At 71.2% G+C, this 13,871-nt stretch carries 15 protein-coding genes; 8 read left to right on the top strand and 7 right to left on the bottom strand.

Annotated features, from left to right (window positions below):
• Window positions 1-67: 67 nt before the first annotated feature.
• Complete coding sequence (locus ACBJ59_RS51675) at window positions 68-577, bottom strand: VOC family protein (protein WP_375117348.1); 510 nt, start codon at window positions 575-577, stop codon at window positions 68-70.
• Between the two features lie 62 nt (window positions 578-639).
• Here ACBJ59_RS51675 and ACBJ59_RS51670 point away from each other — a divergent pair, with 62 nt between their 5' ends.
• The 7 genes from ACBJ59_RS51670 to ACBJ59_RS51640 all read left to right on the top strand — a co-directional run bounded on the left by ACBJ59_RS51670 (window position 640) and on the right by ACBJ59_RS51640 (window position 7,531).
• On the top strand, window positions 640-1,089 hold the full coding sequence (locus ACBJ59_RS51670) for a MarR family winged helix-turn-helix transcriptional regulator (protein WP_375117347.1): 450 nt from the start codon (window positions 640-642) through the stop codon (window positions 1,087-1,089).
• Window positions 1,090-1,149: 60 nt separating this feature from the next.
• Complete coding sequence (locus ACBJ59_RS51665; protein WP_043619667.1) at window positions 1,150-1,338, top strand: hypothetical protein; 189 nt, start codon at window positions 1,150-1,152, stop codon at window positions 1,336-1,338.
• Between the two features lie 43 nt (window positions 1,339-1,381).
• Entirely contained in the window at window positions 1,382-2,527 is a 1,146-nt protein-coding gene (xylA, locus tag ACBJ59_RS51660) for a xylose isomerase (RefSeq protein WP_375117346.1), read from the top strand.
• Window positions 2,524-3,939: a xylulokinase gene (locus tag ACBJ59_RS51655; RefSeq protein WP_375117345.1), complete on the top strand. Its 1,416-nt coding sequence runs from the start codon at window positions 2,524-2,526 to the stop codon at window positions 3,937-3,939. Before xylA ends, ACBJ59_RS51655 begins: the two co-directional genes overlap by 4 nt.
• A gap of 210 nt (window positions 3,940-4,149) precedes the next feature.
• Window positions 4,150-4,824 carry a DUF998 domain-containing protein gene (locus ACBJ59_RS51650; RefSeq protein ID WP_375117344.1) on the top strand — a complete coding sequence of 225 codons (675 nt, stop codon included), beginning with the start codon at window positions 4,150-4,152 and terminating at the stop codon, window positions 4,822-4,824.
• Between the two features lie 56 nt (window positions 4,825-4,880).
• On the top strand, window positions 4,881-7,160 hold the full coding sequence (locus ACBJ59_RS51645; RefSeq protein ID WP_375117343.1) for a nitrate- and nitrite sensing domain-containing protein: 2,280 nt from the start codon (window positions 4,881-4,883) through the stop codon (window positions 7,158-7,160).
• Window positions 7,157-7,531, top strand: a complete 375-nt coding sequence (locus ACBJ59_RS51640) for a DUF742 domain-containing protein (RefSeq protein WP_375117342.1) — start codon at window positions 7,157-7,159, stop codon at window positions 7,529-7,531. Before ACBJ59_RS51645 ends, ACBJ59_RS51640 begins: the two co-directional genes overlap by 4 nt.
• Before the next feature lie 16 nt (window positions 7,532-7,547).
• Here ACBJ59_RS51640 and ACBJ59_RS51635 read toward each other — a convergent pair whose 3' ends face one another.
• The 6 genes from ACBJ59_RS51635 to ACBJ59_RS51610 all read right to left on the bottom strand — a co-directional run bounded on the left by ACBJ59_RS51635 (window position 7,548) and on the right by ACBJ59_RS51610 (window position 13,537).
• On the bottom strand, window positions 7,548-8,120 hold the full coding sequence (locus tag ACBJ59_RS51635) for an ATP/GTP-binding protein (protein ID WP_364111148.1): 573 nt from the start codon (window positions 8,118-8,120) through the stop codon (window positions 7,548-7,550).
• Complete coding sequence (locus ACBJ59_RS51630; RefSeq protein WP_375117341.1) at window positions 8,101-8,463, bottom strand: DUF742 domain-containing protein; 363 nt, start codon at window positions 8,461-8,463, stop codon at window positions 8,101-8,103. The genes ACBJ59_RS51635 and ACBJ59_RS51630 overlap by 20 nt, the downstream gene beginning before the upstream one ends.
• The gene (locus ACBJ59_RS51625) at window positions 8,460-8,867 is read right to left on the bottom strand and encodes a roadblock/LC7 domain-containing protein (protein WP_375117340.1); all 408 of its coding nucleotides are present in this window, start codon (window positions 8,865-8,867) and stop codon (window positions 8,460-8,462) included. The genes ACBJ59_RS51630 and ACBJ59_RS51625 overlap by 4 nt, the downstream gene beginning before the upstream one ends.
• Before the next feature lie 13 nt (window positions 8,868-8,880).
• Window positions 8,881-10,986, bottom strand: coding sequence for a nitrate- and nitrite sensing domain-containing protein (locus ACBJ59_RS51620; RefSeq protein WP_375117339.1), 2,106 nt, complete (start codon window positions 10,984-10,986; stop codon window positions 8,881-8,883).
• A gap of 164 nt (window positions 10,987-11,150) precedes the next feature.
• Window positions 11,151-12,008: a PrsW family intramembrane metalloprotease gene (locus ACBJ59_RS51615; RefSeq protein WP_375117338.1), complete on the bottom strand. Its 858-nt coding sequence runs from the start codon at window positions 12,006-12,008 to the stop codon at window positions 11,151-11,153.
• A complete protein-coding gene (locus tag ACBJ59_RS51610; protein ID WP_375117337.1) occupies window positions 12,005-13,537 on the bottom strand; it encodes an FAD-dependent oxidoreductase in 1,533 nt (510 codons plus the stop codon). Before ACBJ59_RS51610 ends, ACBJ59_RS51615 begins: the two co-directional genes overlap by 4 nt.
• 132 nt (window positions 13,538-13,669) lie before the next feature.
• On the opposite strand from ACBJ59_RS51610, the gene ACBJ59_RS51605 reads away from it, so the two are divergent.
• On the top strand, window positions 13,670-13,870 hold the full coding sequence (locus ACBJ59_RS51605; RefSeq protein WP_364111136.1) for a hypothetical protein: 201 nt from the start codon (window positions 13,670-13,672) through the stop codon (window positions 13,868-13,870).
• The last annotated feature ends 1 nt before the right edge of the window (window position 13,871 follow it).

Here is a 13,871-nt window from a genome sequence, read left to right as displayed (position 1 = left end):
ACCGTTCTCCGTGGAAGTCAGCCGTGGAGTCCTCCGTGGCGGGAGGGGTCGATAAGACCACGGTACTTCAGGCGGGGATGGACACGCCCACGCCGCCTCGGGTCTGTGCGCCGTACCGCTGCTTGTCGGCGTTCAGGTCGAGGGGACGGATGCTGCTGCGGCCGGCGAGGATCTCGTCGGTGAGCAGCGAGGCCGGCACCAGCCACGAAACCTCGAACTCCAGCCCGTCCGGGTCACGCGCGTACAGCGCCTTGGTCGTGCTGTGGTCGGAGGCGCCGACCAGCGCGCCCAGCTCGGTCAGCTTGGCCTGCACGCGCTCCAGCTCGTCGAGGGTGTCGACCTCCCACGCCAGGTGGTAGAGGCCGACGGACGTGCGGCCGGCCGGGGACGGGGCCGCGTCCGGGCCGATCTGGAACAGGCCCAGGTCGTGGTCGTTGGTCGAGCCCGGGGCCTGCAGGAAGGCGGCGCCGCGCATGCCCATGACCACCTCGAAGCCCAGGGCCTCCCGGTAGAAGGCGACACTGCGCTCCACGTCGCGGACGTAAAGAACCGCGTGATTGAGCCTCTGGACCGGCATGGTTCGCCCCTCTCGACTGTCTCTCGGCACTAAGTATATGAGAGTTCAACTAAATTGGGAGAGTGACCCGATGGCTGGATGAGGACGAACAGCACGCCTGGCGGAGCTTCCTGGCCGCGACCCAGCTCATCAACGAGGCGCTCGACCGCCAGCTGCAGCGGGACGCGGGCATGCCCCACGCGTACTACATGATCCTGGTGGCCCTCTCCGAGGCGCCCGGACGCGCGATGCGGATGAACGAGCTGGCCGCCCGGGCCCAGAGCTCCCAGAGCCGCCTCTCGCACGCCGTGAACCGCCTGGAGGAGCGCGGATGGGTACGCCGCGAGCCCTGCCCCTCCGACCGCCGCAGCAATTTCGCCGTGCTCACCGGCGAGGGGTACGCCGCGCTGGCCGCCGCCGCCCCCGGGCACGTCGAGGAGGTACGGCGGAGCCTGTTCGACGTCCTCACACCGGAGCAGGTGCGGCGGTTGGCCGAGATTTGCTCGGCGGTCAGGAACACGCTGGAGGGTTAGCGCGCAAACTGTCGTGCCGAGGCCGTAGCGTTCTCCGGGTACCCGACCGAGGAGAGGCCGATGCACGACACCGAAGAGGCGCTGTTCAGGGCGGTTCACGGGATTGCGGGCCGGTTCGCCGGCCAGCCGGTGCCCGTGGTGATGGACGCGTTGCTGCGCCACCTGCCCAAGGCTCCCGGCCTCGAGGTGGCGGAGATCCGCAAGATCGCGGAGGAGATCAGCGTGGGGCGCGATCCCTCGGGCTTGTGAACAAGTGCTTGTGAACAACTGATCGCCAGGGGAGCATCGAACCATGTACGAGCCAACCCCTGACGATCGATTCACGTTCGGTCTGTGGACGGTCGGCTGGCAGGCGCGCGATCCGTTCGGGGACGCCGCTCGGGCGCCCCTTGATCCCGTCGAGAGCGTGCATCGCCTGGCCGAGCTGGGGGCCTACGGCGTCACCTTCCACGACGACGACCTGCTGGCCGTCGAACCCGACCGCGACCGGGCGATCGCGGCCTTCCGGAAAGCGCTTGCCGAAACTGGGCTGAAAGTGCCCATGGCCACCACGAACCTGTTCACGCACCCCGTCTTCCGCGACGGCGCCTTCACCAGCAACGACCGTGACGTGCGGCGATACGCCCTGCGCAAGGTCACGCGCAACCTCGACCTGGCCGCCTCGCTGGGCGCCTCCACCTACGTCTGCTGGGGCGGCCGCGAGGGGGCCGAGTCGGACGCGGCCAAGGATGTACGCTCCGCGCTCGGGCGCTACAAGGAGGCCCTCGACCTGCTCTGCGGCTACGTGCGCGAGCGCGGCTACGCCATCCGCTTCGCCATCGAGCCCAAGCCGAACGAGCCCCGCGGCGACATCCTCCTGCCCACGATCGGCCACGCGCTGGCGTTCATCGGCGAGCTGGAGCATCCGGAGATGGTGGGCCTCAACCCCGAGGTGGGCCACGAGCAGATGGCCGGGCTCAACTTCGTGCACGGCATCGCCCAGGCGCTGTGGCACGGCAAGCTGTTCCACATCGACCTCAACGGCCAGCACGGGCCGCGCTTCGACCAGGACCTGGTGTTCGGCCACGGTGACGTGATGAGCGCGTTCTTCCTGGTCGACCTGCTGGAACACGGCGGATACGACGGGCCGCGGCACTTCGACTACAAGCCCCTGCGCACGGAGGACCCCTCGGACGTGTGGGTTTCGGCCGCCGCCAATATGCGGACATACCTGATACTTCGGGATAAGGCCCGAAATTTCCGGGCTGATCCGGAGGTCCGGGAGGCGCTGCGTGCCTCCCGGGTCGAGGAGCTCGCGCTGCCCACCCTCAACCGCGGCGAGACCCTGGCCGATCTCGCCGGGGACGACTTCGATCCCGAGGTGGCCGCCGGACGCGGATACCATTTCACCCATCTGAACCAGCTTGCGCTGGAGCACTTGTTAGGAGTTCGTGGGTGACGCTGGTCGCTGGGGTCGATTCCTCCACGCAGAGTTGCAAGGTCGTCGTTCGTGACGCGAAGACGGGTGAGCTGGTGCGGCAGGGCCGCGCGGCGCACCCCGCGGGCACCGAGGTGCACCCGTCCCACTGGTGGACCGCGTTGCTGCAAGCCATCGAGGAGGCCGGCGGGCTGGACGGCGTGGCCGCCATCAGCGTGGGCGGTCAGCAGCACGGCATGGTCTGCCTCGACGAGTCCGGAAATGTCGTACGCGATGCCCTGCTGTGGAACGACACCCGTTCCGCGCAGGCCGCCACCGACCTGACGGCGGAGCTGGGCGGGCCGCAGGTGTGGGCCGAGGGTGTGGGCTCGGTGCCGGTGGCCTCGTTCACCGTGACCAAGCTGCGCTGGCTGGCCGAGCACGAGCCGGACAACGCCCGGCGCACCGCGGCGGTCTGCCTGCCGCACGACTGGCTCACCTGGCGGCTGCGGGGGGCGCTGGCCTCCGGGGTGCCCTTCGGGGTGACGGCCTGGGAGGGCGCGCCGGTGCCCGGCCTCGACGAGCTGGTCACGGACCGGGGTGACGCCTCGGGCACGGGTTACTGGTCGCCGGCGACCGGCGCCTACCGTACCGACCTGCTCAAGGCCGCCTTCGGCACGGTCCCGCTGCTGCCCCGGGTGCTGGGTCCGGCGGAGGGCGTCACGGCGGGCGCGATGCTGATCGGGCCCGGCACGGGCGACAACATGGCCGCCGCGCTCGGCGTCGGGGCCCGGCCGGGTGACGTGGTGGTGTCGCTCGGGACGTCCGGCACCGTGTTCGCGGTCGCGGAGACGCCCAGCGCCGACCCCGCGGGCCTGGTCGCCGGCTTCGCCGACGCGACGGGGCGCTTCCTGCCGCTGGTGTGCACGCTCAACGCCGCCCGCGTCATGGACGCCGCCGCCCGGATCGCCGGGGTCGGGCTCGACGAGCTGGGCTCCCTGGCCCTCCAGGCGCCCGCGGGGGCCGACGGGCTGACGCTGGTGCCGTACCTGGAGGGGGAGCGCACGCCCAACCGGCCGACGGCGACCGGTTCCCTCCACGGGCTGACCCTGGCCACCTCGACCCCGGCCCACCTGGCGCGGGCGGCCATCGAGGGCATGTTGTGCGGCCTGGCCGACGCGCTGGACGCGCTGGCCCTGCGGCCGGAGCGGGTGCTGCTGATCGGCGGGGCGGCCCGCTCGGAGGCGGTGCGCCGCATCGCTCCGACGATCTTCGGCGTCTCGATCGCGGTGCCCCCGCCCGCCGAGTACGTCGCCGACGGGGCCGCGTACCAGGCGGCGACCCTGGTGGCCACGCCCGACTGGCGCTCCGAGGACACGTCGACCTACGACGGCGAGGCGGTCCCGGGGATCCGCGAGCGCTACGCCCGCGCCACGGGGCACGTCCTCGACTGAGACCCCTGATCCCCTGACGCACCCCCGAGGGCCCTGATCCGCCTTCGGGGGTGCGGCTTTTCCGGCGGAGGTGCGGCTTTTCGGCGGGTCAGTCCGCGCGCGGCGACTCGGGTGACCCCGGGTGGCGGCCCACGGCTCAGGGGTGGCTCAGGGTCGGGTCGGGGCCGGGGCCGGATGTGGGAGACCCCCTGCGGGCGCGAGAGTGATGCCATGACCGCAGCAAAGAGGCTCTACCCCCTGATCGCCTGCGCCTCGATCCTGTTCTCGGTGGTCGCCGTGGTGGTGGGCCAGTTCGGCCCCGACCCCTACCTCGACCCCATGAACGTCACCATCAGCGAGTACGCCGTGTCCGACCGCGGGGGCGTCACGGAGGTCGCGATGGCGGTGCTGGGCATCGGGTCGCTGGCGTTGCTGGCGGGGCTGCGGGCCGCGGGGGCGCCCGTACGGGGGATGCCGGAGCGGTTGCTGATGGTGTGGTCGGGCGCCCTGGTGATCGCCGCGGTGATCCCGACCACACCCATCGGTCACGACCTGGACCTGACGGCCCAGATCCACCGGTACGTCTCCATCGCCGCCTTCGTGAGCCTCCCGGCCGCCGGCGCGCTGCTGGTCCCGAGGCTGGCCGCGGACGCCGCCTGGAAGCCCGTGGCGCGGGTCGTGGAGTGGGTGGCGCTGGCGGGCGGGTTCGGGCTGCTGGCGATCACGTACGTGGCCATGCCGGGCGAGCGGGTGCTGATCGGGCTCGTCGAGCGGGTGCTCCTGGGTGCCGAGGTGGCCTTGCTGGGAGTGCTGGCGGTATGGCTGGTGCGGGTGGCGTGGCGGCGGAGCGCCTCGCCAGCCGTAAATTTCCCGACATATCACAGATTTATCGCTAGTCGATCTTAAAACCATCTGTTTCGGTGCTATTCTCTCCCGCGATCTTCTATCCGGGAGCAGGTGTCATGGCATCGGGCAGATCCATCAGATTCAAGATCTCGACGCTGCTCGTCATCCCCTTGATCTCCCTGGTGGCTCTCTGGGGCTTCGCCGCGAGCACCACGTCGGGGGAGGCTCTCAACCTGCTCAAGGTCGAGACCATCTGGACCGGTGTGATCAACCACACCGACGGCCTCATCGGCAACCTGCAGACCGAGCGCCTGGCCTCCGCCGAACTGATCGCGGGCGCGGTGAAGGACCCCGAGGCGCTGGCCAAGGCCCGGGCCAAGGTGGACACCAACAACAAGACGCTGCGGCAGCGGGCGCTGGCCGAGGACACCCAGTCGGCGCTCACCCAGGACATGAAGACGCAGCTCCAGACGGTCTTCGAGGCGATCGACCGGCTCCCCGGCATCAGGCAGAAGGTGGACCAGCGCCGGCTCACCCCGGGCGGCCTCGTCACCGAGTACGCGAAGATCGCCGACGAGGTCCACCTCCTGTACTCCCGCATGACCGTCAGCACCGACCTGGAGCTGGCGCTGCAGTCGCAGGGCCTGATCGCCGCCGACGAGGTGCGCGAGCTGCTGGCCCGCGAGCACGCCCTGATCATCGCCTCGAACGGCCGGGCGAGCATGCACGACGTCCACCTGCTGGCCGGCATCGACGGCACCCGGACGTACCTCTTCCCCAAGGCCCTGGCCAACCTCGACACCGAGCTGCGGGCCCCGTTCGAGAAGCTGTTCTACTCCCCGCGCTACATCACCATGGAGAACCTCCTGGAGGGCTACATCAGCGGTCAGCCGCTGGACGTGGACCTCTGGCGGGGCATCGCCGAGCAGGTGCAGACGGAGTACCGCGAGGCCATCTGGCGCACCGGTGACAAGCTGCTGGCCCGGATGGAGCCGGCGGGCGTGGGCATCGTGGTACGGGCCGCCGTGGCCGGCGCGCTCGGCCTGATCGCGGTCGTGTTCTCCGTCGTCGTCTCGATCAGGGTCGGCCGCCGGCTCACCCGCGAGATGGGGGCGCTGCGCCGTACCGCGCTGGACCTGGCGGAGATCAGGCTGCCGGACGTGGTGGCCAAGCTGCGCAAGGGCGAGAGCGTGGACATCGCGGCCGAGGCCCCGCCCATCACGGTCAGCCAGAAGTCGACCAGCGAGGTCAGCGACCTGGCGGCGGCGTTCGACAGCGTGCAGAGCACGGCCGTGGACGCGGCCGTCGAGCAGGCCAGGCTGCGCGAGGGCGTCTCCGAGGCGCTGCGGAACCTGGCCCGGCGCAGCCAGTCGCTGCTGCAGCGCCAGCTCAAGCTGCTCGACGAGATGCAGCGCCAGACGGAGGAGCCGGAGGCGCTGGAGCGACTGTTCAAGCTCGACCACCTGACCACCCGCATGCGCCGCCACGCCGAGGGCCTGGTGCTGCTCTCGGGCGGTGCGGCGGGCCGCAGGTGGCGCGGCGTCATCCCGATGGAGGACGTGCTGAGCGGCGCGGCCGCCCAGGTGGAGGAGTACACGCGGGTCCGCGTCTACCCGATGCCCGAGTGCGGCGTCTCCGGGGCGGCGGTGGCCGACCTCATGCACCTGTTCGCCGAGCTCATCGAGAACGCCACCACCTTCTCCTCGCCCAGCAACGAGGTGGCCGTGCACGGCGAGATGGTCGGCCGGGGCTTCGCCGTCGAGGTCGAGGACCGCGGCCTGGGCATGGACGAGGAGACGCGCCGGGCCATCAACGAGCGCCTGGCCAGCCCGCCGGAGTTCGACCCCTCGCAGACGGAGCGGCTGGGGTTCGCGGTGGTCGGCATGCTCGCGGCCAGGCACGGCGTCAGGGTGACGCTCAAACCCTCCCCGTACGGCGGCACGACCGCGATCGTGCTCATCCCGGCGACGCTGGTCGAGCCGCTGGCGACCCCGGTGCAGCCGCTGGAGTTCGAGTCCGTCTCGGTGTCGGTCGTCCGGACGGACACCACGGGGCCGGGCGAGCTGCCGCGCCGGGTCCGTACCAGCAAGCGCGCCCCCGCCAACGGGAACGGGAACGTGCCGCAGCCGGCCCTGCAACAGGACGACCCGACGCCGCAGCAGCAGCTCCCGCGCCGCGAGCGGACCCAGGGCCTGCCCCAGCGGGACCGGCCCACGGGTCTGCCGCAGCGGGAACGGCAGGCCGGCCTGCCGCAGCGGCTCAAGCAGGCGCCGCCTCCCGTGTCACCGGCCGAGGAGCGTTCGCCCGAGGAGACCAGGGCGCTGCTCTCCTCGCTCCAGTCCGGCTGGCAGCGCGGGCGGCAGGAAAGTGATCAGGATGGGGGATCTCAATCGTGAGCCGCGAGCACGAGTGGGTTGACGAGGAGGCGGGGCCCGTCGTGCGGCCGTACGCGGTCGCACGCGGACGCACCAGGTCGGCCTCCTCCGAGGTCGACCTGCTGGCGACCGTCGTCTCGACGGGGTTGCCCGCCCCGGCCAAGGCCGAGCTGAGCGTGCCGCACCGGCGGCTGCTGAGCAGCGTGGCGGGGCGGTCCAAGCCCGTCGCCGAGGTCGCCTCGGATCTCGGCCTGCCCATCGGCGTCGTACGGGTGCTGCTGGGGGACCTGCTCGAACACGACCTGGTGACCGTGCGCCATTCGCACGGCAAGGCCGCCACCCCGTCGGAGAGTCTGCTCCGCGAGGTGATCAACGGCCTGCGGGCCCTCTAGAACGGCCTGCGGGCCGCTAGTTGGCCGAGGTGAGCGTCCTCAGGGAGTGCTCCACCAGCGTGATCATGACCTCCTTGGCCGAGGTCCGCCGCCGTACGTCGCAGAGCATGACCGGGACGTCGTCGTCCAGGTCGAGCGCGATGCGCACGTCGTCCACGCTGTGCTGGTTCGCGCCGTCGAAGCAGTTGACGGCCACCACGAACGGCGTGCCGCGCTGCTCGAAGTAGTCGACGGACGGGAAGCAGTCGGTCAGCCGCCGGGTGTCGGCGATCACGACCGCGCCCAGCGCGCCGTAGGACAACTCATCCCACATGAACCAGAACCGCTCCTGCCCCGGCGTGCCGAACAGGTAGACGACCAGCCCTTCGCGGATCGTGATGCGGCCGAAGTCCATCGCCACGGTGGTGGTGGTCTTGGCCTCCACACCGTCGAGGTCGTCGACCCCGATCCCGCGGTCGGAGAGCACCTCCTCCGTGCGCAGCGGCTTGATCTCGCTGATCGACCCGACCAGGGTCGTCTTGCCGACGCCGAACCCCCCTGCGATCAGGATCTTGAGCGCGACGGGGTCCTCAGAGAGCACGGAGTCCATTGATCACTTCCTTGAGAATGCGCTCATTCGACCGCGACCCTCCGGCGGAGGGCGACGTCACCGAGATGAGGCCGTGGTCACGCATGTCGCCGAGCAGGACCCGGACGACGCCGACGGGCAGGTCGAGCTCGACGGCCAGGTCGGCCAGCGAGATCGGGTCACGTGCCGCCCGCAGGATGAGCTGTTGCTCGGGACCGGGCGTGTCCGGCGGGTCGCCGACGACGCGCACGGTCGCCACGAGGTCGAACGCGTCCCCGGAAGAGCGCGTGCGGCCGCGGATGAGAGCATAGGGCCGGACGACGGGCCCCGCCTCCTCATCGAACCACTGCGGGCCATCGCTCATGACGCCCCAGCGCGCGGGTTGGTGGTGATGTGCTGGCCCACCCGCTTGACCAGCATCGCCATCTCGTAAGCGATCTGGCCGACGTCCACGTTCGCCTCGGCGATCACGGCCAGGCAGGTGCCCTGGCCCGCCGCGGTGACGAACAGGAACGCCGACTCCATCTCCACGATGGTCTGGCGCACGTCGCCGCCGCCGAAATGGCGTCCGGTGCCGCGGGCCAGGCTCTGGAACCCGGCCGCCACCGCCGACAGGTGCTCGGCGTCCTCGCGGGTCAGACCCTGGGAGTAACCCACCGCCAGGCCGTCGGTCGACAGGATGACCGCCTGGCGCACCGCCGCGACCCTGGCGGCCAGGTCGTCCAGCAGCCAGTTCAGCTCACCGGTGTTGGTGGTCGGCACACTCATGCATCCCCCTTACTCATGGCCCCTCCTCAGAGGCTTCTTCTCTGGCGCGTTGTGTTCCCCGCTGGAAGGCGGAGAACAGGTCGCGTACCTCATCAGGAGAGCGTTCGGCCTGCTGCTCCGGCTCAGGCGGTGGTTCTTCCTTGAGCTGTGGCGCCAGGTTGGCCTGGCGCACTCGTCTGGGCAGCCCGGCGTGTGTGCCCGAGGTGCCCGAGGTCACGACCGCGAGCGCCTTCTTCCGCGTACGGCTGGGCAGCGCGGCCTTGCCGTCACCGCCGGCCGCCTCCAGCGCGGTCTGCTCGGTCACCATCGAGCGCGGCACCAGCACGATGGCCGTGCTGCCGCCGAAGGGCGAGCGGCGCAGCATGACCTTGATCCCGTGCCGCTCGGACAGCTTCGCCACCACGAACATGCCCAGCCGGTCGCTGTCGGCCAGGTCGAACTCCGGCGGCGCGGCCAGCAGCGCGTTGAACCGCGCGTACTCGCCGGGCGACAGCCCGAGGCCCCTGTCCTCGACCTCGATGGCGTAGCCGTTGCTCACCAGGTCGCCGCGCACCTGGACCGTCGTGTCAGGGGGCGAGTAGATGGTGGCGTTCTCGACCAGCTCGGCCACCAGGTGGGTGAGGTCGGCGGCGGCGCTCCCGTCGATCGCGCTGACCGGCATCGCCTCCACGGCGACCCGGGTGTAGTCCTCGACCTCGGCGACCGCGGCCCGGACGATGTCGATCACGGGCACCGGCTTGCGCCAGGCGCGTCCCGGCGCGGCGCCGGACAGCACCATCAGGCTCTCGGCGTGCCGCCGCATCCGGGTGGTCAGGTGGTCCAGGCGGAAGAGCTCCTCCAGCCTGTCGGGGTCGTGCGTACGGCGCTGCATGCCGTCCAGCAGCGCGAGCTGGCGGTGCAGCAGGCCCTGCTTGCGCCGGGCGAGGTTGAGGAAGACCTGGCCGATCCCGCGCCGCAGCGCGGCCTGGCCGACCGCCGCCGTCACGGCGGTGCGCTGCACGGAACCGAAGGCCCTGGCCACGTCGGTGATCTCAGCGGAACCGCTCACCTTGATCGCCTTGGCCTCCTTCCGCACGTCGACGTCCTCGCCCCGGCGCAGCCGCGCCACGAGGTCGGGCAGCCGCTGCTGCGACAGCTCGACCGCGGCCGAGCGCAGCCCGGCCAGCTCGCCGGCCAGGCGACGACCGAAGCGTACAGAGATGATGATCGACGCGAGCACGGCGATCAAACCGAGGCCGCCGGCGATGGAGATCTCGACCACGGTGGCGGTGGCGGCCCCCGACGTGCGGGCGGCCAGGGTGTCGGCGGCGCTCACGCCGAGCTTGTCGAGCCGGGCGGTGAGCTTGTCGACGGTCTCGTGCCAGGACTCGCCGTCAGGGGGCGGCGCGCCGGTCTTGATGATCCGCGCTTCCATGGTGGCGAAGGTGAGGAACGGCTCGGTGGCGAAGACCTGCTCGTACGGCCTGCGCAGCGACACGTCGAGCCCGGCCAGGCCGCGTGAGTGCAGGAACTTCCGGGAGGCCGCGTACTCGGTGAAGGCCGCCGTCTCCGGCTCGCTGAGCCGGCCGTCGGCCAGGGCGCCGATGATGAGGGCGTGCTCCCTGGCGATGTGCTCCCTGGCCATGCCCATGGCCTGCAGCGACGACGCCTGCTGGAAGATGGTCAGGTCGGAGACGGAGACCAGGTGGTCGTAGAGCAGGAAGATCGTGTCGAGGATGCGGTTGTACTCGTTCAGCCCGGTCAGGCGGGTGCTGGCACCGCCGTCGATGGCCGACCTGATCGTCCCGAGGCGGTCGAGGGCCGCGTCGAGGGTGCTGAGCGGCAGGCGCAGATCGCCTTCGGCGGCGCTGCCGGCCTCGGTTACGGCCTGCCTGAACTCGGTGACCGATCTGTCGGTGCGGGCGCGCTGGGCGCCGAGGACCTCCGTGAGCTCACGCGTGGTGAGCGCTTCCGAGGAGCGTACGCGCTCGGCCTGGAGCTGTAATCCCAGGTCGGTGGAGGTGACGCCGAGGGTCTGGTAAAGGGTGTTCGCGCGGAGCAGTGACTGGGCGTCGCCCATGGTGAGGTTGAGGACGAAACCCCAGAGCGCGCTCAGAGACAGGAGGGGTAGCAGCAGCAATAAGAAGATCTTGAACCGAATTGACCGGTTTCGCGAGCCCATGTCCCAACCTCGAGTCGGGGGCATTTCCACACCTTGTGTAAATACACCTCCGGAAGATCGCACAGGAGACTAGCACCGTTTATGCTTCCGGCGCAGTGGGGGGAAGACGTTCATTACCGTGATTATTGGGACAAGATCCTGCGTTCGCGACGGCTCGGGCCGAGGAGCGTCCACAGCCACGCCAGCGCCACCAGCGAGATCAGGATGAGGCCCGCCCAGTTCAGCAGCGTGTACACATGCACCTGCCACTGCGACACGTTCGGCACCCGGCCGATGCGCAGCAGCGCGAACTGCCACGGCCGGCCGGTCAGCACGAGCGTGATGGCGATGGCGATGGCGCTCATCGAGTCCCAGAGCGCGTGCAGCAGCGAGACGCCGAGGTAGGCGAGCACGACGTGGCCGGTGATCCGGCCGCCCGCGGCGAACAGCACCCCGCCGGCGATCGCGGTCCACAGGCCGTGCCCGACGGGCGTCAGGATGCCGCGCAGCACCTCGGTCTCCACGAGCTGGGTCAGCGACAGGCCGTCGGCGGTGAACAGGGCGTTGAAGGCGTACCCGGCGCTCTCGAAGGCGGCGAAGCCGAAGCCGACGGTCGCGCCCAGCACCACGCCGTCCCTGGTCACGCGCCTGACGGAGTGCCGGGTGACGAAGACGAGGGCGGCCAGCTTGACGCCCTCCTCGATCAGGCCGACGAGCACGTACATGATGATCGACGGCCGCAGCCGGCTCTCCAGCAGCGAGGCGCCCAGCACGCCGAGCACGCCGCCCACCACGAACGCCATGAACAGCAGCTCGACCGTCACCACCGGCGAGCGGCCCCGCCCGTACGCCCAGACCACGAACGTCACCGGCACCAGGAAGCTGCCGAACAGCACCACGGTGGGCACGAGGTTGGAGTTGCCGGTCCAGGCCGTGACGACCACGGTCGCCAGCCACAGGACGAACCCCGTCAGGAAGATCCGCAACCAGAGCCGCTTCACCGGAACAGCTCCTCCACGGCTCGGACCGCGGCCTCGCCGCGGGCGGTGGGCTCGGCGTCGGAACCCGCGATCGCGATCCTGCCGAACCGCCCGCGCACCGCGTCGGCGGGGAACGGCCCGTCGGGGTGGAACGCGTGCCACGGCCGGCAGTACTCCGGCGGGAGCGCGTGGCCCCACCGGTGGACGGTGATCGCCGCGATGTCCTGGCCGGGATCGAAGCCGACCGGGCCGAGCAGGCGGGCGAGCTGGTCACGGACGGTCCGCTCCAGCACGTCGTACGGCGTCGCGAGCAGCTCCGCCCGCCCCGCCGCCGAGCCCGCGTCCGGCCCCAGCTCCGACCGGCACGGCGTGGCCAGCAATCGCACGGTGTCAGGTGGCGCGAACTCCGACTCGCACCAGTACGCCCCCGTCCACCGCACCCGGCGCACCCCCAGCCGCCGCCAGGGCCCGGGGTCGCGCAGCCGCACGGTGGCCCGCAGCAGCGGCACCCGCACGGCCCGGCGCAGCTCCCGCAGCCGCTCGGCGGGCAGGTCCGGCACGAGGTACGGCACGACCGCGCTCCAGCAGGCCAGGATCACCGCCCCGGCCTCGACGGCCAGGACCTGGTGGCCGTCGAAGTAGCCCACGGTCGCCGCCCCGGCCCCGTCGCGCACCGACACCACCGGGCTGGACGTCCGCAGCCGCACCCGGCCGTCGGGCCCGGGCACGGCGGCCGGCGCCACGGGCCCGTGCCACTCCCGCCGCACGGTGGGCGAGTTGTACCTGGACGGCTTGTCGCGGTCGAGCCCCAGCCCGGAGAGCCCCGGATACCCGGTGCCCCAGGCGTCGATCGCGCCGAACGCCCGGGTGTCGTACCCCCACTCGGGGCAGGACATCGTCCGGCAGAACCGTTCTACGTCCGGGTGGACCCCGCACACCTCCCGCAGGAACTGCGAGTACGTCAGCCCCGCCAGCCGCTCCTGCTTGGCCTCCGCCGGCAGCCCGGCGAACCAGTCGGGCGGCTCGCCGTGCAGCAGGCGCAGGTCCCGCCGTGCCGCCCCGGCGACCGGCAGCCGCTCGACCCAGCCGGGGGAGGAGACCTCGACCAGCGCGTCCGCGCCGAAGCTCTCCGCGTCGCACATCACGGCGCCGGCCCGGTCCCCCCGCCGCAACGGCTCGGGCCCGCCCGGCTCGTCGCGGTTGTCGAGCACCAGGACGCGGTCCCGGGGGCGGCGCCGCAGCCACTCGGAGGCCGCGCCCATGCCGCCCCGCCCGCCGCCGACCACCACCAGGTCGTAACTCTCCCCCGTGGGGACGAACGGGCCCGCATGCTCCCAGAAGCGGCCGTCCCGCAGCGCGTGCGGCACGCTGAGCGCCGCACCGGCGTCCCCGCGCACTTTGAAGAGTTCGGAAGGGTCCGGGGCTTCCTGGGCCGCCTCGGCTCTTCCGGAGGCGCCGCTCGTCACCACGCAACCCACGGCGATGCCGTCGAAGAAGTCCCGGCGGGAAATGGGCAGATCCATCCCGAGGTCGCGCGGAGTCAAGCTCATGGCGCCGATCATCAGCAGCCGCCAGAAAAGCCGCACAGGGGCGCGCAGCGCCTCGAGAAACATTTTGCGCGCCCTATTACCGCGAATGCACGTTTGGAGTAGCGTCCGGAATATCACGACGGGGGGAGTCCGGTGATCGGCAAGCAGGGCAGGGTCACGGGAAGAGTCGGCCCTGGGCTCGTCGGCGAGGTCATGATCCCGATCAGGGGCGGGGTGGAGGCGTTCTACGCCCATCCCAGCGTCTCCGACGAGGAGTTCCCCACGGGCACCATCGTGGTCGTGGTCGAGTACTTCCCCCCGAGGACCGTGTACGTGGCCAGAGCACTCGTCTAGG

This window comes from Nonomuraea sp. MTCD27 (assembly GCF_041950495.1).
Lineage (GTDB): Bacteria > Actinomycetota > Actinomycetes > Streptosporangiales > Streptosporangiaceae > Nonomuraea.
This window is presented reverse-complemented; position numbering and strand designations above follow the sequence as displayed.